At 66.2% G+C, this 23,838-nt stretch carries 22 protein-coding genes and 1 pseudogene; 15 read left to right on the top strand and 8 right to left on the bottom strand.

Features of this window, described 5'->3' with window-relative positions:
- Window positions 1-216 precede the first annotated feature (216 nt).
- From ACW4E8_RS02340 to ACW4E8_RS02315, 6 genes are all read left to right on the top strand, one after another.
- Complete coding sequence (locus ACW4E8_RS02340) at window positions 217-1,143, top strand: LysR substrate-binding domain-containing protein (RefSeq protein ID WP_456803053.1); 927 nt, start codon at window positions 217-219, stop codon at window positions 1,141-1,143.
- Window positions 1,144-1,585: 442 nt separating this feature from the next.
- Window positions 1,586-2,680 (top strand): porin, encoded by a 1,095-nt coding sequence (locus ACW4E8_RS02335; protein WP_456803052.1) that lies wholly within the window; start codon window positions 1,586-1,588, stop codon window positions 2,678-2,680.
- Between the two features lie 45 nt (window positions 2,681-2,725).
- Window positions 2,726-3,706: a tripartite tricarboxylate transporter substrate binding protein gene (locus tag ACW4E8_RS02330; protein ID WP_456803051.1), complete on the top strand. Its 981-nt coding sequence runs from the start codon at window positions 2,726-2,728 to the stop codon at window positions 3,704-3,706.
- A gap of 92 nt (window positions 3,707-3,798) precedes the next feature.
- A complete protein-coding gene (locus ACW4E8_RS02325) occupies window positions 3,799-5,475 on the top strand; it encodes an amidohydrolase (RefSeq protein WP_456803050.1) in 1,677 nt (558 codons plus the stop codon).
- A gap of 36 nt (window positions 5,476-5,511) precedes the next feature.
- Window positions 5,512-5,904 carry a 5-carboxymethyl-2-hydroxymuconate Delta-isomerase gene (locus tag ACW4E8_RS02320; protein WP_456803049.1) on the top strand — a complete coding sequence of 131 codons (393 nt, stop codon included), beginning with the start codon at window positions 5,512-5,514 and terminating at the stop codon, window positions 5,902-5,904.
- A 55-nt stretch (window positions 5,905-5,959) separates the two neighbouring features.
- The gene (locus ACW4E8_RS02315) at window positions 5,960-7,051 is read left to right on the top strand and encodes a porin (RefSeq protein WP_456803048.1); all 1,092 of its coding nucleotides are present in this window, start codon (window positions 5,960-5,962) and stop codon (window positions 7,049-7,051) included.
- Between the two features lie 189 nt (window positions 7,052-7,240).
- Here ACW4E8_RS02315 and ACW4E8_RS02310 read toward each other — a convergent pair whose 3' ends face one another.
- Together ACW4E8_RS02310 and ACW4E8_RS02305 are read right to left on the bottom strand one after the other, a co-directional pair.
- Window positions 7,241-8,182, bottom strand: a complete 942-nt coding sequence (locus ACW4E8_RS02310) for a LysR substrate-binding domain-containing protein (protein ID WP_456803047.1) — start codon at window positions 8,180-8,182, stop codon at window positions 7,241-7,243.
- A gap of 83 nt (window positions 8,183-8,265) precedes the next feature.
- On the bottom strand, window positions 8,266-9,279 hold the full coding sequence (locus tag ACW4E8_RS02305; RefSeq protein WP_456803046.1) for a LacI family DNA-binding transcriptional regulator: 1,014 nt from the start codon (window positions 9,277-9,279) through the stop codon (window positions 8,266-8,268).
- A gap of 225 nt (window positions 9,280-9,504) precedes the next feature.
- Here ACW4E8_RS02305 and ACW4E8_RS02300 point away from each other — a divergent pair, with 225 nt between their 5' ends.
- A complete protein-coding gene (locus ACW4E8_RS02300) occupies window positions 9,505-10,446 on the top strand; it encodes a zinc-binding dehydrogenase (RefSeq protein ID WP_456803045.1) in 942 nt (313 codons plus the stop codon).
- A gap of 263 nt (window positions 10,447-10,709) precedes the next feature.
- Here ACW4E8_RS02300 and ACW4E8_RS02295 read toward each other — a convergent pair whose 3' ends face one another.
- Genes ACW4E8_RS02295 through ACW4E8_RS02285 form a run of 3 tightly spaced genes read right to left on the bottom strand, consistent with a single transcriptional unit; the run spans window position 10,710 to window position 12,600 of the window.
- Window positions 10,710-11,540, bottom strand: a complete 831-nt coding sequence (locus ACW4E8_RS02295; protein ID WP_456803402.1) for a dioxygenase family protein — start codon at window positions 11,538-11,540, stop codon at window positions 10,710-10,712.
- Window positions 11,488-12,000, bottom strand: a complete 513-nt coding sequence (locus tag ACW4E8_RS02290; protein WP_456803044.1) for a tripartite tricarboxylate transporter substrate-binding protein — start codon at window positions 11,998-12,000, stop codon at window positions 11,488-11,490. The genes ACW4E8_RS02295 and ACW4E8_RS02290 overlap by 53 nt, the downstream gene beginning before the upstream one ends.
- 45 nt (window positions 12,001-12,045) lie before the next feature.
- On the bottom strand, window positions 12,046-12,600 hold the full coding sequence (locus ACW4E8_RS02285; RefSeq protein ID WP_456803043.1) for a cupin: 555 nt from the start codon (window positions 12,598-12,600) through the stop codon (window positions 12,046-12,048).
- A 478-nt stretch (window positions 12,601-13,078) separates the two neighbouring features.
- Between ACW4E8_RS02285 and ACW4E8_RS02280 the strand changes: the two genes are divergently transcribed.
- Together ACW4E8_RS02280 and fdxA are read left to right on the top strand one after the other, a co-directional pair.
- Window positions 13,079-13,372, top strand: a complete 294-nt coding sequence (locus ACW4E8_RS02280) for a hypothetical protein (RefSeq protein WP_456803042.1) — start codon at window positions 13,079-13,081, stop codon at window positions 13,370-13,372.
- A gap of 106 nt (window positions 13,373-13,478) precedes the next feature.
- Entirely contained in the window at window positions 13,479-13,808 is a 330-nt protein-coding gene (fdxA, locus tag ACW4E8_RS02275) for a ferredoxin FdxA (protein ID WP_456803041.1), read from the top strand.
- Here the strand turns inward: fdxA and ACW4E8_RS02270 are convergent.
- Entirely contained in the window at window positions 13,805-14,911 is a 1,107-nt protein-coding gene (locus ACW4E8_RS02270; RefSeq protein ID WP_456803040.1) for a substrate-binding domain-containing protein, read from the bottom strand. The two genes, fdxA and ACW4E8_RS02270, sit on opposite strands and share 4 nt — an antisense overlap.
- A gap of 149 nt (window positions 14,912-15,060) precedes the next feature.
- Between ACW4E8_RS02270 and ACW4E8_RS02265 the strand changes: the two genes are divergently transcribed.
- The 5 genes from ACW4E8_RS02265 to ACW4E8_RS02245 are packed head-to-tail and all read left to right on the top strand — an operon-like array spanning window position 15,061 to window position 21,168.
- On the top strand, window positions 15,061-15,591 hold the full coding sequence (locus ACW4E8_RS02265; protein ID WP_456803039.1) for a formate dehydrogenase subunit gamma: 531 nt from the start codon (window positions 15,061-15,063) through the stop codon (window positions 15,589-15,591).
- Entirely contained in the window at window positions 15,588-17,150 is a 1,563-nt protein-coding gene (locus ACW4E8_RS02260) for a formate dehydrogenase beta subunit (protein ID WP_456803038.1), read from the top strand. The genes ACW4E8_RS02265 and ACW4E8_RS02260 overlap by 4 nt, the downstream gene beginning before the upstream one ends.
- A 35-nt stretch (window positions 17,151-17,185) precedes the next feature.
- Window positions 17,186-20,065, top strand: a complete 2,880-nt coding sequence (fdhF, locus tag ACW4E8_RS02255; RefSeq protein ID WP_456803037.1) for a formate dehydrogenase subunit alpha — start codon at window positions 17,186-17,188, stop codon at window positions 20,063-20,065.
- 15 nt (window positions 20,066-20,080) lie between these two features.
- Entirely contained in the window at window positions 20,081-20,947 is an 867-nt protein-coding gene (gene fdhD / locus ACW4E8_RS02250; RefSeq protein WP_456803036.1) for a formate dehydrogenase accessory sulfurtransferase FdhD, read from the top strand.
- Window positions 20,944-21,168 (top strand): formate dehydrogenase subunit delta, encoded by a 225-nt coding sequence (locus ACW4E8_RS02245; RefSeq protein ID WP_456803035.1) that lies wholly within the window; start codon window positions 20,944-20,946, stop codon window positions 21,166-21,168. Before fdhD ends, ACW4E8_RS02245 begins: the two co-directional genes overlap by 4 nt.
- 55 nt (window positions 21,169-21,223) lie before the next feature.
- On the opposite strand, the gene ACW4E8_RS02240 is transcribed toward ACW4E8_RS02245, so the two are convergent.
- Window positions 21,224-21,919: a transglycosylase domain-containing protein gene (locus ACW4E8_RS02240; protein WP_456803034.1), complete on the bottom strand. Its 696-nt coding sequence runs from the start codon at window positions 21,917-21,919 to the stop codon at window positions 21,224-21,226.
- A gap of 193 nt (window positions 21,920-22,112) precedes the next feature.
- A pseudogene (locus ACW4E8_RS02235) lies at window positions 22,113-22,259 on the bottom strand (anion permease); the annotation flags it as partial.
- A 187-nt stretch (window positions 22,260-22,446) separates the two neighbouring features.
- On the opposite strand from ACW4E8_RS02235, the gene ACW4E8_RS02230 reads away from it, so the two are divergent.
- A complete protein-coding gene (locus ACW4E8_RS02230; protein WP_456803033.1) occupies window positions 22,447-23,673 on the top strand; it encodes an RNA-guided endonuclease InsQ/TnpB family protein in 1,227 nt (408 codons plus the stop codon).
- Window positions 23,674-23,838 lie beyond the last annotated feature (165 nt).

The raw sequence follows: 23,838 nt of genomic DNA, 5'->3' as shown, positions 1-23,838 counted from the left end.
CCCGTCCCGTACATTGAACGGACGGCGTGCCGCCGTCGCGATTGCGCCCAGGCTCGCTTGCGTCACGCGGGCATCAAGGCTTCCTAAGCCTCACGCTATACTTGCCTTGTGCTTCGCAGTTCGCGCTGTTGGCAGCGATGATGTCCGTGGCGCAATGCAGCATGAGTGCGACGCGCGGGCCGGCGACAGACCGGTTCCCCGAGTGAAGGAGACACAATGAGCACGCTGAGCGTGCATGGCCTGACCCGGCGGGTCGACCTGTTTACCCTGCGGCTGTTCCTGACCGTGGTGGAAGAACGCCAGATCCGGCGCGCCGCCATTCGCGAGAACATTGCCGCGTCCGCAGCAACAAAACGCATCCAGGATCTTGAAGACATTGCCGGCGTGCAGCTCTTCGAGCGCAATCCCAACGGCGCGGTGCCGAGCGCGGCCGGCGAAGTCCTGGCGCGCCATCTGCGCCTGCTGTTCGAGAACCTGGAAGACATGCGCCGCGAGCTCGGCGAATTCTCCGAAGGCGTTCGTGGCCATGTCACGGTAGGCACCACGGGAGCGGTCATCATCCAGTATCTCGCGCGCGAGATTGGCGAGTTCTCTCGCAACTTCCCGCTGGTCGAGGTTGAACTGCGGCAGGACGCCAATACCAGTCTCGTGCGTGCGGTGGTGGCGGGTGATGCCGACCTGGCCGTGTATATCGCCAGTCCGGATATCGACGATGAGCCACTGGACAGTATTCCCTATCGTATTGACCGTCTCGTCGCGCTGGTGCCGCGTGGCCATCCGCTTGGCGAGCAGCCCGACGTGGCATTCGCCGACCTGATTCGCGAGCCCTTCATTGCGATGCTGCCGAACACCACGCTGATGTCCGACGTCAACCGCGCCGCGCGGGCGATCGGCCAGGTCGTGCATCCAAAGTTTACGATTAACGGTACCGAAGAGGCGCGCAGCCTGGTGGAAGCAGGCCTTGGCGTGACCATCGTGCCCGAGTGCATGGTGCCGATCGAGGCCAGTGCGCGCTCGACCTTGCTGCAGATCGCCGAGCCGTGGGCTACCCGCAACGTGCGCATCGGCACGCGCCGCGGCAAGGCGATCACGGCGGCCACACGTGCGTTGATTCGGCAGCTGACCGAGCAGCCCGCTGCCTGAGCGCGGCCAGCGGGCATAAACGCCTGCGGCCGCGCCAGGGAGTGCGCTGTGTTGCGCACGGCTTCCGGCGTCCAGCGTCCTATGCCTGGAACGCAGTGGCACAGCCACACCCGCTACCAGGAACGCCCCCGAGTGCCTATGCTCAGGCCAGCCAGCGCCCGCTCCTGCGGCGTTGGCAAAGCGTGGCGCGGGCCCGGTAATCCGATAACAAATCGGTATGGTGACGAAAAGAAAATGCGAATGGACGCTGTGATTCGCCATTTCTAGAATCACCTCACGCTGAATTCACGCGTGAATCCGCCGCACAAGAAAGCGCCACCAAGAATCCACCAGATGCTGATGCCGTAAATGGGGCAGGGGTCGTTGTTGCCCGCAGTTTCGTGCACAGGGCGGGGCAGGCATCCCGTATCGATTCGGACAGGCGCAAGACACTGGAGACAATATGAAGAACCCCTTTGCGGGCGCCACCTTTGCGGCGCTTGCGGCCTGCTGCACCGCCGCTTCCGCACAGAGCAACGTCACGCTCTATGGCCGGCTGAATACGTCGATGGAGTATTCCGATGCGTCGACGGCGTCCGACGGCACCAGGCTGGGCGGCACCGGCCGGCTGACCAACAACCGCTCGGTCTTCGGCATGCGTGGCGAGGAATCGCTGTATGGCAGCCTCAAGGCGATCTGGCAGATCGAAAGTTCGATTTCGCTGGATACCGGCAGCGGCCAGCTTGCCGGGCGCAATACGCGCGTCGGCCTGGCCGGTTCGGCCGGCAGCTTCTTCATGGGCAACTGGACCACGCCCTACCTGGAAGCCACCTCGTCCTACGATCCGTTCTATCCGACCACGGCCGGCTACATGGCGCTGATCGGCAATGGCTCGACCCCGACCTCCGACAATGTCCAGGACACCAGCGCCTTCGATCGCCGCCAGAAGAACAGCGTGCACTACCGCAGCCCGAAATGGAATGGCTTCAGCGGCGGCGTGACCTGGGGGGTCAACGAAGAGCGCAATACGGTGCCGCGCAACCCCAGCCTGTGGTCGTTCGCGGGGGCCTATGACAACGGCCCGCTCAATGTCGTGCTGGCCTATGAGCGCCACAACAATTACCAGACCGCGGGACGCGACGACGAAGGCATGAAGATCGGGCTGTCCTACCAGTTCCCGACCACCAAGGTCTCGGCCATCTATGAGCGGCTGCACTACCGCACCGCCACCGGCGACCTGAAGCGCGATGCCTACTACGCGTCGGTGGTACAGCAGCTATGGACGGGCAGCCTGCGCGCCGGCGTCGGCATTGCGGGCAATGGCCGCGGCAACGCTACCGAGACCGTCGGCTTCTTCCGCAGCGGGCCTGATACCGGCGCGGTCCAGGCCACGCTCGGTTATGAGTACCCGCTGTCCAAGCGCACCTCGGTGTTTGGTTTCTACAGCCGCATCTTCAACAAGAAGAACGCCACCTACGACTTTGCGATCAATGAGCTGGGCATCTCCGCCGGCGCCGATCCGCAGACCTTTGCGCTGGGCATGCGCCACGTCTTCTGAGTACGTCCCCGAGCCAGGTCATCCCCAAGATTCCAGGAGTCCCCCATGACATTCCAGAACATCCTGCGCGCGGCGCTTGCCACCGCGCTCTGCCTGCCGCTGCTGCACGGCGCAGCGCAAGCTGAAGCGTATCCCGACAAGCCGATCCGCATGATCGTGCCGTTTGCGGCTGGCAGCGCCACCGACCTGCTTGCGCGCATCGTCAGCGCCGAGATCGGCACCAGCTCGAATATGCAGATCGTCGTCGACAACCGCCCCGGCGCGGGTGGGACCATCGGCACCGCGGTGGTGGCCAAGGCGCCCGCGGACGGCTACACGCTGCTGCTGACCTCCGCCGGGCATGCGGTCAATCCCACGCTCTATCCCAAGCTGCCGTACGACACCACCCGCGACCTGAAGGGCATCTCCACGGTGGCGACCATGCCCTACCTGCTGGTGGTCAGCGCATCCAGTCCCTACCGCACGCTCAAGGACCTGCTGGCGGCTGCGCGCGCCAAGCCGGATTCCGTCACTTACAGCTCGGCGGGCAGCGGCAGCTCTTCGCACCTGAGCGGCGAGCTGTTCGACGTGACCGCGGGCGTGCAGACCCGGCATATCCCGTACAAGGGCGCGCCGGCGGCGATCACCGATGTGATGAGCGGGCGCGTCGACATGTTCTTCGCGCCGTCCATCACCGCGCTGCAGTTCGTCAAGGACGGCAAGCTGCGCATCCTGGGCGTGGCCACGGCGGCGCGGGTGCCGTCGCTGCCGGACGTGCCCACCATCGCCGAGGCGGGCGTGCCGGGCTATGTCTTCGATGCCTGGTTCGGGGTGCTGGCGCCCGCGGGCACGCCCAAGGATGTCGTCGCCCGCCTGAACACGGCGATGCTGCAGGCGCTCAGCGCGCCGGCGACCAAGGAGAAGCTGATTGCGCAAGGCGCCGAGGCCAAGCCCTCGACGCCGGCTGCCTTCGACAAGCTGATCGTCGCCGACATCGCCAAGCTCGAGCCCATCGTCAAGCGCTCGGGCGCACAGCCGGGCCAGTAACGCCGCCCCGGCGCCCGGGTGCCCGGGCGCCACCTATCCTGCACGAAGGGAACATCGATATGCGTTGCATTGCACGGGCCCTGGCGCATGCCATGGCTGTCGGCTGCCTGACGGCGGCTTCGGGGGCGCTGGCGCAGGCCGGCGCGCACGCCGACCGGATCCTGGTCAACGGCACGGTACTCACCATGAACGCCACGGACACAGTGGCGCAGGCCCTTGCCATCCGCGGCGACCGCATTGCTGCGGTGGGGGCCAACCAGGATATCCGGCGCCTGGCCGGCCCGCGCACGGAGGTGATCGACCTGGGCGGGCGCACGGTCATCCCCGGCCTGATCGACACCCATATCCACGCCATTCGCGGCGGCCAGAGCTATGCCTTCGAGACCTACTGGTACGAAGGCGAGACCACCAGCCTGGCCGCGGGGCTGGAGCAGCTGCGCAAGACCGCGCTGGCGCGCGGCCCCGGCAAATGGGTGGCCGTGACTGGTTCCTGGCACCCCGACCAGTTCACCGAGAAGCGCGCGCCGACCCCTGCCGAGCTGACCGCGCTGCTGCCTGACAATCCCGCCTATGTGCAGTACCTGTACGACTACGCGCTGGTCAACGCCAGGGCGATCGAGCTGCTCAAGCTCGACCAGCCGGATGCGCTGCCGCCGGGCATCCGCGTGGAGCGCGACCGCGAAGGGCGCCCCACCGGCCGGATCTTCGGCGCGATCCGGCCGCTGTCTGCGCTGTTCGGCCGCATCCTGGCGCAGAGCCAGGTCGACGCCAAGGCCAGCCTGCAGTCCTTTTTCAGCCGCCTCAACAGCCTGGGCGTCACCGCGCTGATCGACCCCACCGCGGGACCGGGCCCGGCCTACGATCCGCTGTACGCGTTGTGGCGCGAGGACAGCCTGTCGCTGCGGGTCGGCTATCGCATCCCGACCATGGTCGCTGGCAACGAGGCCGAATGGTTCCGCAATACGCTGGCCTACCTGCCGCCGCGCCTGGGCGACGGCAAGCTGCGCTTCCTCGGCCCGGGCGAGATGCTGGTGTTCGGCATGGACGACGGCGTGAAGATGGGACCTGGTTTCCAGCCGTCGGCGAAGGACCGCGAGGAACTGCTCAAGGTGGCAACGTTTGCCGCCAGCCGCGGCTATCCGGTCGAGATCCACGCCTATACCGACGATGCCGCCAGCGCGATCCTCGATGTCTTCGAGGAGGTGGGCAAGCGCCATGACCTGGGCAAGCTGCGCTGGGCCATGGCCCACCTGAATACCGGCAAGCCGGAGACGTTCCGGCGCATGAAGGCGCTTGGGCTTTCCTACACGGTGCAGATGGGGCCGTACTTCGAGGCCGGCGCCATCGGCCACGCCAACGACCACCATGTGGCAGAGGCCGCGCCGCCCGTGCGCCTGGCCTTGCAGCACGGGCTGAAGGTGGCGGGCGGCACGGATGCCACGCGCATCGGCATCCCCGGCGTCTGGCGCGCGCTGGAGTTCCACGTCGGCGGCTATTCGATCGGCAAGGAAGTCCGGCGCAAGGAGGACTTCCGGCTGTCGCGGCTGGAGGCGCTGCGGCTGTACACCGCCAATGCCGCGTGGATTTCATTCGACGAGGCCTCGCGCGGCTCGCTGGAGGCCGGCAAGCTGGCCGACCTGGCAGTGCTCGACAAGCCCTACCTGACCGTCCCCGTTGAAGACATCCACCGCATCCGTTCGGTGCTGACGATGGTCGACGGCAAGGTGGTCCATGCCGACGGCGGCTTTGCCGCGCGCAAGGCGCGCTAGCCAGCGGCGCCGCAAGCGCACCGGAGGGAACACGGCATGCCGCACCTGATCGTCGAATACACCCACAACCTCGCGCCGGTTGCGCGCATCGATGCCTTGCTGGCCGGACTGAGCGCGGTCCTGATCGCGCAGGACGGCGCGTTTCCGCTGGGCGGCATCCGTGCGCGCGCGCTTTGCCTGGAGTCTTACCGCATGGCCGACGGCAGCAGCGACGATGCCTTCGTGCACGTGACGCTGGCGGTAGCGCCGGGGCGCTCGCAGGACGTGCTCGAGCGCACCGTCAGCGCCTTGTTCGATACCTTGACCGCGCATTTCGCCGAGCCATACCGGCGCCGCTACCTGGCCTTGTCGCTGGAGCTGCGGGAGTTTGCCGGGGCCTACCGGAGCCTCAACAACATTCACCAGCGCTACAGCACCACGGCTGCATAGGGCGGCGGCCGCGTACCACCACAACGACAAGAAAGACCCACGGAGGAGACAGCAAATGAAGATCGGAACCATGGCCGCCGCGTTGCTTGCGGCGATCCCCACGCTGGCGGCGGCGCAGTCCGTGACGATGTACGGCGTGATCGATACCGGCGTGGAATACGTGAACAAGGTCGGCGCGGGCGGCGACAGCCTGGTGCGCATGCCGACGCTCACCGGCACCGTGCCGTCGCGTTGGGGCCTGCGCGGCACCGAGGACCTGGGCGGCGGGCTCAAGAGCGTGTTCGTGCTGGAGTCCGGCTTCGCCCCGGATACCGGCGGTGCCAACCAGGGCGGACGGCTGTTTGGGCGGCAGGCGCTGGTGGGGCTGAGCGGCAAGTGGGGCCAGTTGTCGCTGGGGCGGCAGTACACCATGCTGTTCTGGGCCAACCTGGACTCGGACATCCTCGGTCCCAACGTGTACGGCGCGGCGTCGCTCGACAGCTACTTGCCGAATACGCGTGCCGACAATGCGGTGGCCTACAAGGGCACCTTCGGCGGGCTGACCGTCGGCGCCACCTATAGCTTCGGGCGCGATGCGGTCAACGCCGGCCCCAGCCCGGCCGGCACCAATTGCGCGGGCGAGAACCCTGCCAGCAAGTCTGCCTGCCGGGAATGGTCGGCGCTGATCCAGTATGAGCACAAGGGCTGGGGCGTCACCGCTGCCTATGATTCGCTGCGCGGCGGGCCGGGCGCATTCGGCGGGCTTGGCAACAAGTCGCTGACCGATGATCGCCTGTCGCTGAGCGGCTACGTGCTGTTGTCGCGCGCCAAGCTGGGCGTGGGCGTGATCCGCCGCGACAACGAAGGCAGCGCGACGCCGCGCAGCGAGCTCTGGTATGGCGGCATGGCCTATGACATCACTCCGGCTTTCACGCTGGCCGGGCAGGTCTATTACCTCAAATTCCATGACAGCGCCAACAAGGCCATGCTGTATGCGGTGCGTGGTGCCTATGCCTTTTCCAAGCGGACTTCGGTCTATGCCACGGCTGGGTTTATCGATAACGGGGGGCAGCTTGCCCAGTCAGTCAGTGCGGGGGCGGCGGGGTCTAATCCCAGGGCGGGTGGGTCGCAGTTTGGGACTATGGTGGGGGTTAAGCACGTCTTTTAGGGGGCTGTTTGGCTTGGCGTCATGCGGTCGGGTGTCGTTCTTGGCGGGGCGACAACAATCCTGACATGGAGGGCTTGGACAAGAAGTAAGTCGCCGGCTACGCCGGCGAAACAGCCCACGCCTGCCAAGAGCGACACCCGACCGCACGGCAACAAGCCAAGCAACCACGCCCGCCAAGAGCGTCCCGGACTAACTATCCAAGATCTCCCCCGACAGCCGACTATTTGGCCAATTCCCATCAACCGCCAACTCCCTGGCAACACTCCTGAGCGTTTCCATCACAGCCAGCGTAGCCCGCGACGGCGGCCGCGCGGCTGCATAGCCGATCATCCGATGCAACTCCAGCCCACGAATCGGCAAGGCCTGCAGACGCTGCGCCTGCAGCTCGTCGCGTATCGCCGCGGCAAAGTGCACGGTCCAGCCGAACCCGCGCGCCACCAGGCGCCTGGCCACCTCGATCGATTCGACCTCCATCGTGACTTGCAGCTCCAGCCCCTGGCGTGCCGCCAGCGCTTCCAGCGCAAGGCGCACGCCAGACTTGGGCACGCCGGTCAGGATCAGCGGCAGGCGCTGCAGCTGTTCAATGTCCACCGGCCCATCCCCCAGCGACGCATCGCCCCAGAGGCCGATCGCGCACAGGCTTTCAGCAACCAGCGGCACCAGCGAGACCCCGGGGCTCGACACCGGCCCGCTCAGCAGCCCGACGTCGAGCGTGCCTTGCAGCAGCGCATCCTGTAGCGCGGGCGCAAAGTTCTCCACCAGCCGCAGCCGGATTTCCGGATAGCGCTGGCGCAGCGCTTCGGCCAGCGGGATAAACAGCAGCGGCGCCAGCGCCGGGGTCAGTCCCAGCGCCACCAGCCCGCGCGGCGAGGCCGCCAGGTCGGCGATGTCGACCTTGACCTGGTCGGCATAGCGCAGCAGGAAGGACGCGCGGTCCAGCAGCACCAGGCCCTCCGGCGTGGGCGTGGCGCCGCGCACATGGCGTTCCAGCAGCCGCACGCCCAGCTCTTCCTCGAGCAGCCGGATCTGCCGGCTCAGCGCGGGCTGCGCGATATGCAGCGCTGCCGAGGCGCGGCCGAAGTGCTGCAGCGTGGCCAGCACCTTGAAATAGCGAAGCTGTCGGAGATCCATCGTCATGCCTCAGGGTAGTCGCCGGAACGTGCAATCGATTGCACGATAGAGCACAAAAAAATGCGGAGCCATACGGCGCCGCCTTACAGGGGCCGGGTTGATGCCCGCACCACCAGCTCGGGCGTCAGCAGGGTCCGCGCCGTGGTGGCGATGCTGCCGTCGAGGGCGCCCAGCATCAGCGCCGCAGCGCGCGTGCCCATCTCGTAGAACGGCACGCGGATGGTGGTCAGTGCCGGCGACACCGCGTGCATCAGCAGCATGTCGTTATGGCCGACCACGGACAGGTCCGACGGACAGCTGCCACCCGCTGCCCGCACGGCCGCATAGCAGCCGAGCGCCAGGAAATCATTGGCGGCCACGACCGCGGTGATGCGCTGCCGCCGCGACAGCAGCTGCGTGCACGCGGCCTGGCCGGCGTGTTCCGTATAGGCCGGCGCATGCACCACCGGGCATTGGGACGCAGACAGGCCCAGGTCCGCCACGGCCTGCAGGAAGCCCGCCTCACGTTCATGCCCGGTCGACAGGCCGGATGGCCCGGCAATATGCCCGATGCGGCGGTGGCCCAGCGCGTGCAGGTGGCCGACGGCCAGCGCCATCGCCTGGCGGTTGTCGCCGACCACGCTCGACACGCGCCCCGCATCGTCGCTGCGGTTGACCATCACAATGGGCACGCCCTGCGCCAGGCAGTGCGCCACCACGGGGTCGTTGCGCTCGGCGGTGGCCAGGATCAGGCCATCCACCTGGCGCGCCAGCAGCTGGTCGACGATATAGGTCTGGCGCGCCTTGTCGCCGCCGGCATTGGCGACGATCGGGATATAGCGATGCCGGGACAGGGCGTTCTCGATGCCCAGCACGATCGGCGGGAACACCGGGCTGCCGATGTCGGGCACCACCACGCCGATGGTGCCTGAGCGCCGCGTGCGCAGTGCCGCCGCAATGCGGTTGGGCGAGTAGTGCAGGTCTTGTGCCGCCTTGAGCACGCGCGCCACCAGCTCGTCGCCGATGCGGTGGCGGGTCTCGGGGTTGAGCACGCGCGACACGGTCGACGGATGGACGTCCAGTGCCTCGGCGATCTGCTTGATGGTGGGTTTGCTCATCGCTGTCGTGCCATGTGCGGCAGGCTGCTCGCCATACCTTCTGGTTATCGGGATGCCGTCAAAAGGTGGATTGGACGCCGGGCCGCGGCCGTTCCTAGAATCGGCCTCGATGCCGGCCCGCTTCGCGTTTGTCGTGCAATCGATTGCATTGTAATCTGCCGACAAGGCGGTGCCAAGTCGCAGATCGACCCGGACCAGAAGGACATCAAGGACAAGGAGACGCACATGAAAGGAGCGGTTTCGCTCGCCGGCAGGGCGCCGGTGTACCAGGAGTTTGACGATCCCACCCCCGCGGGCGGGCAGGTGGTGGTCGACGTAGGCGCCGCGGCGCTGTCGCGGCTGGATATGGCCATTGCCGAGGGCCGGCACTACATCAAGCCGGCGGCGGGCAGCTTTGTCGTCGGGCGCGAGGGCGTGGGGCGCCTTGCGGATGGTCAACGGGTCTACTTCAACGTCAACGCACCGGTCGCGCCGTTCGGCTCGATGGCGCAGCGCGCGCTGGTGGATCCGGCGCTGACCTTCCCGGTGCCGGACGGCATCGATGACGAACGCGCTGCCGCGCTCGGCAACGCCGGCCTGGCGGCATGGCTGCCGCTGTCGTGGCGGGCGCGCATGCAGCCGGGCGAGACCGTGCTCGTGCTCGGCGCGACCGGTATCTCGGGATTGCTGGCGGTGGCCGCGGCCAAGCTGCTGGGCGCCGGCCGCGTGATCGCGGCAGGGCGCGACGTGCAGGCGCTGCAGCGCGCACGCCGGCTTGGCGCGGATGCGGTGGTGCTGCTTGACCAGCCCGGCGACCTGCTCGACGCCTACCGCAACGCGGCCGACGGCAATGTCGATATCGTGCTGGACTACCTGTGCGGCGCGCCGGCAGAGGCCGCGCTGCTGGCGCTTGGCCACGGCGGGCGGCTGGTCCATATCGGCACCACGGTGGCGCCCGCCATTACCTTTGCCGGCGCCGCGGCGCGCAAGGCGTGCTTCGACATCATGGGCTTTGCCTACTACCACGCTCCCGTCGAGGTACAGGCGCAGGCCTATGCCGAGCTATGCCGGCATACCGCGGCAGGGCGCATGGAAATCGATATCGTCACCGTGCCGCTGGAGGATGTCGGGCAAGTGTGGGCCGCGCAGGCCAGGGGCGCGCGCCAGCGTTTCGTGCTGGTGCCCTGAGTCGGCCGGGGTTCTTGCCAAACGGCATCGAGCGATGCCGTTTGGTCATGACGCCGGAAGAACAAGCTGGGGCGGACCGCCGCGTCCGCGCATGGCGCCGGACTGGCGACAGCCAGCACTTCCACGACTGCGTGGACATCCAATGCTGGCGGTCGCGTGGCCTGAATGATCTCCGGAGCGGGTACGTCATGGCCCGCGGCCTTGGCGCTAAGTTGCAGGGCGGCGGGCGGGCATGGTCAAAATCTCCGTGCGTCGAAAAAAGTTCATGGCAAGGGCGGTTTTGGCAGACGTGTCTCCCCCGGTTCGAGTTTCAGTTCGACATCGAGACGGAAGCCGCCGGCATCGACCGGCTCAAAATCGCGCAGCAGCGAGCCGACGGCGCCAAAAGCCGCGTCACTGAAGGCATAGGGATCCAGGGCATCGAAGATCTGCGTGGTCAGCACCTTGTGCCCTGGCGCGATGGCGATGAAGTGAAGATGGGCCGGGCGCATGTGGTCGCGGTTCTGCAGGGCCAGGAGGTCGCCGCAGGGGCCGTCGATCGGGACGCCATAGCCTGAGGGCCGCACGCTCTCGAACCAGAAGCGCCCGTCGGCATCGGTCTCGAACGCGGCACGCAGGTTCATGTCCTCCTGGTGTTCGTCCTGGTTCTCGTACAGGCCGCTCGGCGCCGCCTGCCACGTCTCCACGCGCGCGCCGGCGATCGGCGTGCCGTCGATCGACACGACGCGTCCCTGGACCAACAGCGGATCGCCCGTGGTGTCCGGGGTTGCGATGTGGGCTCCGTTGGGGCGAATCGGCTGGTTCGCACGCCAGAACGGGCCGATCAGCGCGGGCTCGGTGCCGCCGGCTGCAAGCACGGCCTTGGCATCCATCAGAAGCACCAGCGTGGCAAGCCCGAGAATATCCGCCAGCAAGATGCCCTCGTGCTTCTTCGGTCCGGTGGCCTGGCCGATGCGGACCATGAAGTCCAGGCCGTGGTGGAGTTCCTCATAGGTCAGCTGAACCTCTGACGCGAACGCGTGCGCATGCCGGATGAGCGCATCAAGAATGGTTCTGGTGCGCGGGTCGTGCGTCCCCGAATTCGCTTTGAGCACGGCGTCCAGCAGTGCCTCGGGGGTGGCGGGAATCGATTGCGCGTTCGACGCGGATGGCGCGAGCGCGCTTTCTGCGGAAGCAGATGTCATGATGGTCGGGCTCCTGATGATTGAAAGGGTGGTTGTTGCTTGGCGAGGAGAGGGGCCGAAGGCTACCGACCGCAAGCACCCTGAGCGACCCTGCGGCGATATGGGCCTTGGCGGCCGGAAGCGCGGTCAACCCGCAGTCGACCTGGCCGCTGAGCACCGCTTGAACCGCCGGCGCGGCGCCGTTGTAGGGTACGTGCAGGAGACCGATGCCTGCGCGCTGCCACAGTAGTACGCCGCCCAGATGGACGCTGTTGCCATTGCCGGGCGTCGAGTAGGTGAGCCCGCCCGGGCGCTTGCGGGCGGCCTCGATCAGCGCCGAAAGGCTGACAATGCTGCTCTGGCTCGGCACCACGATCACGTTCAGTGTCATGGTTGTCTCCTCGTTGCCCGCTCGTACGGGTCGCGGCGGCCGTCGTCAGTCTGCGGCGCGGTGCTCCGCCTTGTCCGCTTCCGTTTCCTTGATGTAGCCGTCCTCGCCGTAGACAAGACCGGTGGCCTCGGCTGCCCTCACCACGTCCGGGTGCCAGGCGATGCGGCCGCACTCCTCGTCGGTGCCGCCGACCACCGAGTACACGACCAGGGCGTGGTCGTTAGGGTTGCGGAAGCCTCTCATCACGCCGATCGGGCAGGAGATCACATCCCACTGGTTCAGCATCAGCGAGTACTGGCCCTTCTCGCCCCAGATGACTTCCATCTGGCCATTCAACGGGCAGAACACTTCCTCGGTCTTGTGCGCGTGCAGGCTGGCGCCTTGCCCGACCGGGATTTCGATAAAGGTCACGCCGAAGCGGTGGTTACCCGGAATCGCCGGCTCGACGCCTTTGTTCTCGAGCACTCCGCGGTTCATGATCTTGTAGATGTTCTTCTTCATGCCGGGCAGGCGGCTTTCGATGAAGGTCTCACCGTAAGGTTCGACCTTGCCCCAGCGCGCGATGCGGGTGGCTTCCATTTCCTGAGGGGTGGGATCCATGCTGATTCCTTGGTGCGATGAAGTTGGGAGAACGAGAGGGCGATTGCCTTCTGTCCGTGCAACTTTAAGAAGCGCTCAGCGATTAATCCATTACCATTTTTCTCGCGACTCGATAACAATTCGGTATCGAGGAGTTGCGAGATTTCGGTACTTTGTCGTGAGCGTATCCTGCTGGCCGATGTCCTCGGCGAGGCGACTGCAGCGACGCGGCCTTTGGCGCGGTCGGTTCGCTGCTGCGCAGCTTCGAACCGGATGCCGCGGGCGGCTACACGCTGGATATCCGCTGCAGCGGCGGTAATTCCCCAGGCCTATTGTTAACCTTTGTCAAGGGATGAGAGTGCGCGTCCCGATCTTGATCAGACTGCAAGTGCTGACTGCGATCCGCTTAGCATCCCCCGCTGATTGAGGCACCTGTTCCCGTCGCGACACCGCTGGAATTTGTCCTTCCGGGCGTCTGTCCAACGGGATAAAGAACGACATGATGGTTGCGATCCTGCTAATTGTTTATCTGTGCCTGCTGGCTGCCGCCGGCATCAATGCCTTCGCCGCCAGGCGAACCCGCTGGCTGTGGCGGATCGCTGCGGGACTGCTGCTGGCCGGCGCGCTATGCGTGGTGATCGGATTGGGGGCGGCGGGCGATTCCGGTGGCGAAATGCCGATGATCTTCCGCCATGGACTCTGGGTGGCACTTGCGGGCGCCGCGCTGGTCGTCGCCGGATGGCTGACTTCGATGGTGCGTGCCCTCATTGCTGGTCGTGGGGGCAGGCTTTAGCGTGCCTTCAGCGGATTTGAAGGAGTCGCACAATGGGGTGCGCCCCGCGCCCACGGGCGAGACGCTACGATGACGCGGTCATCACCTGCCGTACCGCAACTGCCCCATGACCTTTGTCGTGACGGATGCCTGCATCCAGTGCCGCCATACTGATTGCGTCGAAGTCTGCCCGATGTCGTGCTTCCACGAAGGGCCCAACTTCCTCGCCATCGACCCCGACCAGTGCATCGATTGCTCGATGTGCGTACCGCTGTGCCCGGTCGGCGCGATCTACTCGGAGCATGACCTGCCCGAGGACCAGCGCCACTTCATTGCCCTCAATGCTGAACTGTCGCGGTGCGCGGACTGGCTGCCACTGTTGAAAGCCAAGGGGCCAATCCCCGGCCACGAGCAGTGGGCCGACCATCCTGACCGCTTGTCGTTGCTCAAGCGCTAGCGCTGGCGCTGCGGCGTGGCGCCGTAGTCCGGGAAGGCTTCCTTCAAGGTGAGCACGGTGCCGGTCAGCGTGCCGTCGTAGCCGGGCAGTGCATTGACGCGCTGGCGGAAGGCTTCGCTGGTGAGCGCGTCCACCGCGCCGGCCAGTGCCACGCTGCGCAGCTTGGCGCGCTCGATCGCAAAGAAGTAGCGCTCTTTGATCACTGGCACGAACGCCAGCCCGAAGCGCCGCGCCGCGGTTTCCACGCCAAAGCCCACGTCCGCCATGCCGCTGCCGATATACGCGGCCACCGCGGCGTGGGTGAACTCGCCATTGCTGTAGCCTTCGATGCGGGCCGTGTCGATGCCGCGCGCGGCCAGCATCAGGTCCAGCAGCAGCCGCGTGCCCGAGCCCACCTGGCGGTTGACGAAGCGCACCTCGCGCCGGGTCAGGTCTTCCAGCGTGAGGATGCCAAGCGGGTTGCCCGGCCGCACGAACAGCCCCTGGCTGCGTACCGCCAGGTGCACCAGGCAGTGGGTGTCCGGCTTGAGCCAGGTGGTGAAATGCCGCCACATGCCGTGCTCGAACTCGCCCACCGGCACATGGAAGCCGGCGATATCGCAGGCGCCTTCGGCCAGGGCCGCCACGGCCTCGACGCTGCCGCAGTACTTCAGGTCGTGCCGCACCTGCTGCTCGTCGAGGAAGTCGCGCAGCGCCGCCACCGCGAAGCCGTGGCTGGCATGCAGCCGCGCCGTGGCTTCGGGCTGGTCCATCAGCTTCTTCAACTCGATCTCCAGCTCGGACGCCAGGCTGTCCAGCGTCGGCGACAGCCGCGCGCCGATCCGCTTGCTGGCCCACACCAGTTGCTGCGCCAGCGGCGTCAGCGCGCTGCCGCGCCCGCGGGTCTTGTCGATCAGCGGGCCGCCGAACAGCGCCTCGGCATCGCGCAGGATGCCCCAGGCGTAGCGGTAGGACAGCGATACCGCCTGTGCCGAGTGGCTGATGCTGCCGGATTCCTCGATATGACCGAGCAGTGCCACCAGCCGGGACACGTCCAGGGCCTCGCCACCGGGGCTGGCGTCGTCCCGGATCTGCAGGTGCGGGTGGATCGAGATGCGGATCATATGTAGAAAATAGCTTATTGAAGGGGCGCTGTCACTCTCATATAGTCCTTCCAACGGGAAAAACGGCGACGTCACAGCCCGTAAATAGGAAAAAAATAGCATATAAGGGGCCGCGCTGCTGATCTGTGCGACGCCTCACAGGAGACGCTATGCCAGAAATTGCCCCCCACGCAGCGGCATCCGCCGATGCCACGCGCATCGCCGCCATCGTGGCGGCACGCCAGGACATGCCGGGCGCCTTGCTGCCGATCCTGCATGAGATCCAGGACACACAGGGCTATATCCCAGACGCCGCCGTGCCCGTCATCGCCCGCGCGCTGAACCTGTCGCGCGCCGAGGTACATGGCGTGATCACCTTCTACCACCACTTCCGCCAGCAGCCGGCCGGCCGCCATGTGGTGCAGGTCTGCCGCGCCGAAGCCTGCCAGTCAGTCGGTGCCGAAGCGCTGGCCGAGCATGCGCAGCGAGCACTTGGTTGCGGCTTCCATGAAACCAGCGCGGACGGGCAGGTGACGCTGGAGCCGGTTTATTGCCTGGGCCAGTGCGCCTGCGGCCCGGCCGTGATGGTCGGCGAGCAGCTGCACGGCTATGTCGATGCCAGGCGCTTCGACGCGCTGGTGCGCTCGCTGCGCGAGTCGTCCGCGGAAAAGACCACGGAAGCCGCGGAGGCACAGGCATGATCACGATCACCACCATCTTCGTGCCGCGCGATTCCACCGCGCTGGCACTGGGCGCCGACGACGTGGCCCGCGCCATCGCGCGCGAAGCCGCCGCGCGCAACGAGCACGTGCGCATTGTGCGCAATGGCTCGCGCGGCATGTTCTGGATGGAGCCGCTGGTCGAGGTGCAGACCGGAGCCGGCCGCGTGGCCTATGGCCCGGTCAGCGCCGCAGACGTGCCGGAATTGTTCGACGCTGGCCTGCTGCAAGGCGGCGAGCACGCGCTGTCGCAGGGCGTGACCGAAGAAATCCCCTTCCTGAAGCAGCAGGAGCGCCTGACCTTCGCCCGCGTCGGCATCACCGATCCGCTGTCGCTGGACGACTACCGCGCGCATGAGGGCTTCGCCGGCCTGGAGCGCGCGCTGGCGATGCAGCCCGCCGAGATCGTGCAGGAGGTCACCGATTCCGGCCTGCGCGGCCGCGGCGGCGCAGCGTTCCCGACCGGCATCAAGTGGAAGACCGTGCTGGGCGCGCAGTCCGCGGTCAAGTACATCGTCTGCAATGCCGACGAAGGCGACTCGGGCACGTTCTCCGACCGCATGGTGATGGAAGACGACCCGTTCATGCTGATCGAAGGCATGACCATTGCCGCCCTGGCGGTGGGTGCGGAGCAGGGCTACATCTACTGCCGTTCCGAATACCCGCATGCGATTGCCGTGCTGGAAAGCGCGATCGGCATCGCCAACGCCGCCGGCTGGCTCGGCGACGATATCCGCGGCAGCGGCAAGCGCTTCCACCTGGAAGTGCGCAAGGGCGCCGGCGCCTATGTCTGCGGCGAGGAAACCGCGCTGCTGGAAAGCCTGGAGGGACGGCGCGGCGTGGTGCGCGCCAAGCCGCCGCTGCCGGCGCTGCAGGGGCTGTTCGGCAAGCCCACCGTGATCAACAACGTGATCTCGCTGGCCACCGTGCCGGTGATCCTGGCGCGCGGTGCGCAGTACTACCGCGACTACGGCATGGGCCGTTCGCGCGGCACGCTGCCGTTCCAGCTGGCCGGCAACATCAAGCGGGGCGGGCTGGTGGAGAAGGCGTTCGGCGTCACGCTGCGCGAGCTGCTGGTCGACTACGGTGGCGGCACCCGCAGCGGGCGCGCCATCCGCGCGGTGCAGGTGGGCGGCCCGCTGGGCGCCTACCTGCCCGAGTCGCGCTTCGACGTGCCGCTGGACTATGAAGCCTATGCCGCCTTTGGCGGCGTGGTCGGCCACGGCGGCATCGTGGTGTTCGATGAAACCGTCGACATGGCAAAGCAGGCCCGCTACGCGATGGAGTTCTGCGCGATCGAATCGTGCGGCAAGTGCACCCCGTGCCGGATCGGCTCGACCCGCGGGGTCGAAGTGATGGACCGCATCATCGCCGGCGAGCAGCCGATCAAGCACGTCGCGCTGGTGCGCGATCTGTGCGACACCATGCTCAACGGCTCGCTGTGCGCGATGGGCGGCATGACGCCGTACCCGGTGTTGTCCGCGCTGAATGAATTCCCCGAGGACTTCGGCCTCGCCTCCAACCCAGCCAAGGCCGCCTGAGCCAGGTCCAGCAGAGACACGGGAGACAAACCGCCATGAACGCCCGCAACGAGATCGATTTCGGCACGCCCGCCAGCCCATCCACCGAACTGGTCACCCTGGAGGTCGATGGCGTCAGCGTCACCGTGCCCGCCGGCACCTCCGTGATGCGCGCCGCGATGGAAGCGCAGATCGCCGTCCCCAAGCTGTGCGCCACTGACAGCCTCGAAGCCTTCGGCTCCTGCCGGCTGTGCCTGGTCGAGATCGAAGGGCGCCGCGGCTATCCGGCATCGTGCACCACGCCGGTCGAAGCCGGCATGAAGGTCAAGACCCAGAGCGACAAGCTGGCCGACCTGCGCCGCGGCGTGATGGAGCTCTATATCTCCGACCACCCGCTCGATTGCCTGACCTGCCCGACCAACGGCAACTGCGAACTGCAGGACATGGCCGGCGTGGTGGGTTTGCGTGAAGTGCGCTACAACGACGGCGGCCCGGAAGCTGCGCCGATCGCGACGCACACGCAGATGAAGAAGGACGAATCCAATCCTTACTTCACCTACGACCCCTCCAAGTGCATCGTCTGCAACCGCTGCGTGCGCGCCTGCGAGGAAACGCAGGGCACCTTCGCACTGACCATCAGCGGCCGCGGCTTCGATTCCCGCGTCTCGCCTGGCACCAGCCAGTCGTTCATGGAATCGGACTGCGTCTCGTGCGGCGCCTGCGTGCAGGCCTGCCCGACCGCGACGCTGACCGAGACCTCTGTCATCAAGTTCGGCCAGCCCTCGCACAGCACCGTGACCACCTGTGCCTATTGCGGCGTGGGCTGTTCGTTCAAGGCCGAGATGAAGGGCAATGAAGTGGTGCGCATGGTGCCGTACAAGGACGGCAAGGCCAATGAAGGCCACGCCTGCGTCAAGGGCCGCTTTGCCTGGGGCTACGCCACGCACAAGGACCGCATCCTCAAGCCGATGATCCGCGCGAAGATCACCGATCCGTGGCGCGAGGTGTCGTGGGAAGAGGCGATCGACTATGCGGCATCGGAGTTCAAGCGCATCCAGTCCAGGCACGGCAAGGATTCCATCGGCGGCATCGTGTCGTCGCGCTGCACCAACGAAGAAGGCTATCTGGTGCAGAAGCTGGTGCGCGCCGCCTTCGGCAACAACAACGTCGACACCTGCGCGCGCGTGTGCCATTCTCCGACCGGCTATGGCCTGAAGCAGACCCTGGGCGAATCGGCCGGCACGCAGACCTTCAAGTCGGTGGAGAAGGCCGACGTGATCATGGTGATCGGCGCCAACCCGACCGACGGCCACCCGGTCTTTGCCTCGCGCATGAAGAAGCGCCTGCGGGCCGGCGCCAGGCTGATCGTGGTCGATCCGCGCCGCATCGACCTGGTCGACTCGCCGCATATCCGTGCCGACTATCACCTGCAACTGCGCCCGGGAACCAACGTGGCACTGGTGACCTCGCTGGCCCACGTCATCGTCACCGAAGGCCTGCTCCACGAAGCCTTCATCGCCGAGCGCTGCGAGGACCGTGCCTTCCAGCAATGGCGCGATTTCGTCTCGTTGGCGGAGAACTCGCCCGAGGCCATGGAAAGCGTCACCGGCATTCCGGCAGAACAACTGCGCGGCGCCGCGCGCCTGTACGCCACCGGCGGCAACGCAGCGATCTACTACGGCCTGGGCGTGACCGAGCATGCGCAAGGCTCCACCACCGTGATGGGCATTGCCAACCTCGCCATGGCCACCGGCAATATCGGCCGCGAAGGCGTGGGCGTGAACCCGCTGCGCGGGCAGAACAACGTGCAGGGCTCGTGCGATATCGGTTCGTTCCCGCATGAGCTGCCGGGCTATCGCCACGTGTCGGACTCGACCACGCGCGGCCTGTTCGAAGCCGCGTGGAATGTCGAGATCAGCCCCGAGCCGGGCCTGCGCATTCCCAATATGTTCGAAGCCGCGCTGGCCGGCAGCTTCAAGGGCCTGTACTGCCAGGGCGAGGACATCGTCCAGTCCGACCCGAATACGCAGCACGTGTCCGAGGCGCTGTCGTCGATGGAATGCATCGTGGTGCAGGACATCTTCCTCAACGAGACCGCCAAGTACGCCCACGTGTTCCTGCCGGGCTCGTCCTTCCTGGAAAAGGACGGTACCTTCACCAATGCCGAGCGCCGCATCTCGCGCGTGCGCAAGGTGATGCCGCCCAAGGCGCGCTACGCCGACTGGGAAGCGACCATCCTGCTGGCCAATGCGCTGGGCTACCCGATGGACTACCAGCATCCGTCCGAGATCATGGATGAGATCGCGCGCCTGACGCCGACCTTCGCGGGTGTCAGCTACAAGCGCCTGGACCAGCTGGGCAGCATCCAGTGGCCGTGCAACGCCGAGGCCCCGGAAGGCACGCCGACCATGCATATCGACGCCTTCGTGCGCGGCAAGGGCAAGTTCATCATCACCAAGTACGTGCCCACCACCGAGAAGATCACGCGCGCCTTCCCGCTGATCCTGACCACCGGCCGCATCCTGTCGCAATACAACGTCGGCGCGCAGACGCGCCGCACCGACAACGTCTACTGGCATGCCGAGGACCGGCTGGAGATCCATCCGCACGATGCCGAGGAGCGCGGCATCAAGGACGGCGACTGGGTCGGCGTGCAGAGCCGGGCGGGGGATACGGTGCTACGCGCGATCGTCAGCGAGCGCATGCAGCCTGGCGTGGTCTACACCACCTTCCACTTCCCGGAGTCCGGCGCCAATGTGATCACCACCGACAACTCCGACTGGGCCACCAACTGCCCGGAGTACAAGGTCACCGCGGTGCAGGTGCTGCCGGTGGCGCAGCCGTCGGCGTGGCAGCGGGAGTACCAGGAGTTCAACACCCAGCAGCTGCAATTGCTGGAAGCCGCCAGCGCCGACCCGGCGCAGGCCGCAGGCTGAGCGGAGGACCACGCCATGATGCGCTGCATGCAGTCACCGGAAGTTGATCCGGCCGCGGCGGAAGACGCCGTGCCCGCCACCCACAGCACGTTCGCCGTCAGCCGCTGGCGCCGCGGCGAACTGATGCTGAGCCCCGACGAGGTGGCCGAGGAAGTGCCGGTCGCGCTGGTGTACAACGGCATCTCGCACGCCGTGATGCTGGCCACGCCGGCCGACCTGGAAGACTTCGCACTCGGCTTCAGTCTGAGCGAAGGCATCGTTGCCAGTGCCAGCGATGTCTATGACATCGAGATCGATACGCGCGAGCACGGCATCGCCGTGCAGCTGGAGATCGCCTCCGAAGCCTTCATGCGGCTCAAGGACCGCCGCCGCTCGCTGGCCGGGCGCACCGGCTGCGGGCTGTGCGGCACCGAATCGCTGGAACAGGTGATGCGCCTGCCGGCACCGGTGCGCAGCGATGCCAGCTTCCATACCGACGTGATCCAGGCCGCCTTCGTGCAACTGCAACTGCGACAGGAGCTGCAGCAACACACGGGTGCGACGCACGCTGCCGCATGGCTGCGTGCCGATGGCCATGTATCACTGGTGCGCGAAGACGTGGGCCGCCACAACGCGCTGGACAAGCTGGCGGGCGCGCTCGCCAGCAGCGGCGAGGACATCTCCAGCGGCGCGGTGCTGGTGACCAGCCGCGCGAGCTATGAAATGGTGCTGAAGACCGCCGCCATCGGCGCCGGCGTGCTCGCCGCAGTCTCCGCACCGACGGCGCTGGCCGTGCGCCTGGCCGAACAGGCCAACATCACCCTGGCCGGCTTCGTACGCGCCAGCGCGCACGTGGTGTACGCCCATCCCCAACGTTTGCAGCACGAAGCGAGTCTGGCATGAAGATCGACAACCTCATCACCATGGCCAACCAGATCGGCAGCTTCTTCGAGGCCATGCCGGATCGGGAAGAGGCTGTCTCGGATATTGCGGGGCATATCAAGCGGTTTTGGGAGCCGCGGATGCGCAGGGCGTTGCTGGGGCATGTGGATGCCGAGGCAGGGAGCGGGTTGCTGGACATCGTGCGCGAAGCGCTGGGGCGGCATCGGGCGATGTTGGAGTGAGGGAGGCGTTGGGCTTGGTGCCAGGCGGTTGATGGCGCCAAGCAGAAACACCACCTCACCTCAACCTCAACGGCTCCAGCAACGCCCCGTCATACTCCCCCCGTGAAATCCTCCCAAGCTCCAGCATCCGCTGCAGGATATAAACCTGCCGCTGCCGCGCCCGTTTGGGATTCGCCACCGGATTGTTAGCCGAAGGCGCCTTGGGCAACCCAGCCAGCATCGCACACTCAGCCAGCGTCAACTGATCCAGCCGCTTGCCAAAGTAAGTCTGCGCCGCATCGGCAAAGCCGTACGCCCCCTGGCCAAGGTAGATCTTGTTCATATACAGCTCCAGGATCTCGTCCTTGGTCAGCGCCTTTTCGATCCGGTAGGACAGCAGCACCTCGTACAGCTTGCGGGTATAGGTCTTGTCCCGCGACAGGTAGAAATTGCGTGCCACCTGCATGGTGATGGTCGATGCCCCCTGCGACAGCTCGTCCGACAGGTTGGCAACGCCGGCACGGACGACGCCGATGTAGTCGATGCCGTCATGGACGTAGAAGCGCTCATCCTCGATCGCCACTACGGCTTCGGTCAGCTCGCGCGGTATCTTGCCGATGGGCACGTAGTCGGGCGTATGGCGGAAGGCGGTAAGCGCGTCGAGCGACGGCAGCTCCCGGTTGGCGGCCAGGATGGCGATGGCGGCCAGCAGCGCGCCGCCGATCACGGCGAGCACCAGCAGCTTGATGAAGGCGGACCAGAGGCTTTTCATGGCACGTATTGTGCCAGCCGCGTGCGGCATGGCGCGAGCCCCGCCGCGGCTTCATGCTCGCCGGGATACTACACGCGGTCGACGCCCGGCGCCGGCGGCGTGTCGTGCAGGTAGCGGATGAAGGCCTCGACCTCGGCGCTCTGCCAGTCCAGACCCAGCTCCAGCGCGGGTTGTCCGGCTGGATGGCACCCCCTCAGCCCCAGCCCAGCCAGCGCCAGTAGGTGGCTGCGAACAGCAGCATGGCGTAGCCGATGATCGTCACGGGGATGCCGATGCGCGCGAACTGGCGTCCGTTGAAGGTCTCCGTGCCCAGGCACACCATGTTCTGCGGTGCGTTGATCAGTTGCGCGGCAAACCTCGCCCTTCAGGGCGGGGAAGGATAGCGAGGACGGCGTAGCCGTCCTCGCTTTTGCCTCAGTGTGGCGTCTGCTGCTGCTCGATGTATTGGCGGATGACCTCGATGGCTGCACCGCCACCCATGCCGAATATCGTTTTCACTGCTTATGGCCAAGAGTATCATTCCGGCCATGCAACGCATCCAGTCCTTCAAGTACGAACTGATGCCGACCGGCGAACAGCAGCGCCAAATGCGCCGCTTCGCTGGCTCTTGCCGTTTCGTGTTCAACAAAGCGCTGGCGTTGCAGAAGGAAAATCACGACGCGGGCGGCAAGTTCATCGGCTATGTCGCGATGACGAAGCATCTTACGGCGTGGCGCAATTGCTTGGCGACGGCTTGGCTGAAGGATGCGCCCGTCCATCCCCTGCAACATGCGCTCAAAGATCTCGAAAAAGCCTACAAGAATTTCTTCGAGAAGCGGGCCGGCTTCCCGCGCTTCAAGCGTAAGGGGCAACGCGACAGCTTCCGCTACCCCGACCCGAAACAGATCAAGCTCGATCAGGCCAATGGCCGCCTCTTCCTGCCCAAGCTGGGCTGGCTGCGCTACCGCAATAGCCGGAAAACGCTGGGCGAGCTGCGCAACATCACCGTCAGCCAGAGCGGCTGCAAGTGGTTCGTCAGCATTCAGACGCGGCGCGAGGTTGAAACCCCTGTGCCGCACGGCGGCGCGGTGGGTATCGACCTGGGTATCGACCTGGGCATCGCCCGCTTCGCCACGCTCTCGGACGGTTCGTTTATCGCGCCGCTTCACAGTTTCAAGCGGCATGAAATTGCTTTGCGCAAGGCGCAGCGGGCGATGAGCCGCAAGACCAGATTCAGCAACAACTGGAAGAAGGCCAAAGCCCGCGTCCAGAAGATTCACTCCCGCATCGGCAACGCCCGCCGCGACTACCTGCACAAGTGCTCAACCACGATCAGCCAAAACCACGCGATGGTGTGTATCGAGGACTTGCAGGTGCGGAAGATGTCCAGGTCGGCGGCAGGCACAACCGAAGTACCAGGCAGTAACGTTCGAGCCAAGTCCGGTCTGAACAAGTCCATCCTCGATCAAGGCTGGTTCGAGTTTCGCCGCCAACTGGATTACAAGCTAGCGTGGAACGGCGGCTATCTCATCGCCGTGCCGCCGCAGAACACCAGCCGCACTTGCCCGTGCTGCGGCCACGTTTCAGCGGACAACCGGCGCACACAGGAGCGCTTCGCCTGTGTCGAATGCGGCTTCGAGGCAAACGCCGATCTGATCGGCGCGATCAATGTACTAAGGGCGGGACACGCCCGGTTAGCTTGTGCAGAGACTTCGCCTGAAGTCGGGGCGTCGGGCCAGGAACCCACCGAAGCGACTATACAGTTCAGCGTATAGCGCCGTAGATCCTATGAAGCATCCAGGCCGTTGCCAAGCCAAGGCTTAGAATCAGTCTGCCGAGCTTGACTCATAGGAGAGCATCATGCGTACAGATCAGGCATACACGGGGGTGTTGGCGGTGTCGCTCGAACTGGCAACCGCGAAGTGGAAGGTCGCGTTACA

The organism is Cupriavidus sp. CP313, from assembly GCF_054072015.1.
This window is presented reverse-complemented; position numbering and strand designations above follow the sequence as displayed.

Coding starts and splice junctions, on each gene's coding strand:
- ACW4E8_RS02330 (WP_456803051.1), top strand. CDS start 2,726: ATGACATTCCAGAACATCCTGCGCGCGGCGCTTGCCACCGCGCTCTGC.
- fdhF (WP_456803037.1), top strand. CDS start 17,186: ATGAACGCCCGCAACGAGATCGATTTCGGCACGCCCGCCAGCCCATCC.
- ACW4E8_RS02265 (WP_456803039.1), top strand. CDS start 15,061: ATGCCAGAAATTGCCCCCCACGCAGCGGCATCCGCCGATGCCACGCGC.
- ACW4E8_RS02300 (WP_456803045.1), top strand. CDS start 9,505: ATGAAAGGAGCGGTTTCGCTCGCCGGCAGGGCGCCGGTGTACCAGGAG.
- fdhD (WP_456803036.1), top strand. CDS start 20,081: ATGATGCGCTGCATGCAGTCACCGGAAGTTGATCCGGCCGCGGCGGAA.
- ACW4E8_RS02340 (WP_456803053.1), top strand. CDS start 217: ATGAGCACGCTGAGCGTGCATGGCCTGACCCGGCGGGTCGACCTGTTT.
- ACW4E8_RS02310 (WP_456803047.1), bottom strand. CDS start 8,182: ATGGATCTCCGACAGCTTCGCTATTTCAAGGTGCTGGCCACGCTGCAG.
- ACW4E8_RS02260 (WP_456803038.1), top strand. CDS start 15,588: ATGATCACGATCACCACCATCTTCGTGCCGCGCGATTCCACCGCGCTG.
- ACW4E8_RS02305 (WP_456803046.1), bottom strand. CDS start 9,279: ATGAGCAAACCCACCATCAAGCAGATCGCCGAGGCACTGGACGTCCAT.
- ACW4E8_RS02230 (WP_456803033.1), top strand. CDS start 22,447: ATGCAACGCATCCAGTCCTTCAAGTACGAACTGATGCCGACCGGCGAA.
- ACW4E8_RS02320 (WP_456803049.1), top strand. CDS start 5,512: ATGCCGCACCTGATCGTCGAATACACCCACAACCTCGCGCCGGTTGCG.
- ACW4E8_RS02290 (WP_456803044.1), bottom strand. CDS start 12,000: ATGACACTGAACGTGATCGTGGTGCCGAGCCAGAGCAGCATTGTCAGC.
- ACW4E8_RS02270 (WP_456803040.1), bottom strand. CDS start 14,911: ATGATCCGCATCTCGATCCACCCGCACCTGCAGATCCGGGACGACGCC.
- ACW4E8_RS02325 (WP_456803050.1), top strand. CDS start 3,799: ATGGCTGTCGGCTGCCTGACGGCGGCTTCGGGGGCGCTGGCGCAGGCC.
- ACW4E8_RS02285 (WP_456803043.1), bottom strand. CDS start 12,600: ATGGATCCCACCCCTCAGGAAATGGAAGCCACCCGCATCGCGCGCTGG.
- ACW4E8_RS02240 (WP_456803034.1), bottom strand. CDS start 21,919: ATGAAAAGCCTCTGGTCCGCCTTCATCAAGCTGCTGGTGCTCGCCGTG.
- fdxA (WP_456803041.1), top strand. CDS start 13,479: ATGACCTTTGTCGTGACGGATGCCTGCATCCAGTGCCGCCATACTGAT.
- ACW4E8_RS02315 (WP_456803048.1), top strand. CDS start 5,960: ATGAAGATCGGAACCATGGCCGCCGCGTTGCTTGCGGCGATCCCCACG.
- ACW4E8_RS02335 (WP_456803052.1), top strand. CDS start 1,586: ATGAAGAACCCCTTTGCGGGCGCCACCTTTGCGGCGCTTGCGGCCTGC.
- ACW4E8_RS02280 (WP_456803042.1), top strand. CDS start 13,079: ATGATGGTTGCGATCCTGCTAATTGTTTATCTGTGCCTGCTGGCTGCC.
- ACW4E8_RS02245 (WP_456803035.1), top strand. CDS start 20,944: ATGAAGATCGACAACCTCATCACCATGGCCAACCAGATCGGCAGCTTC.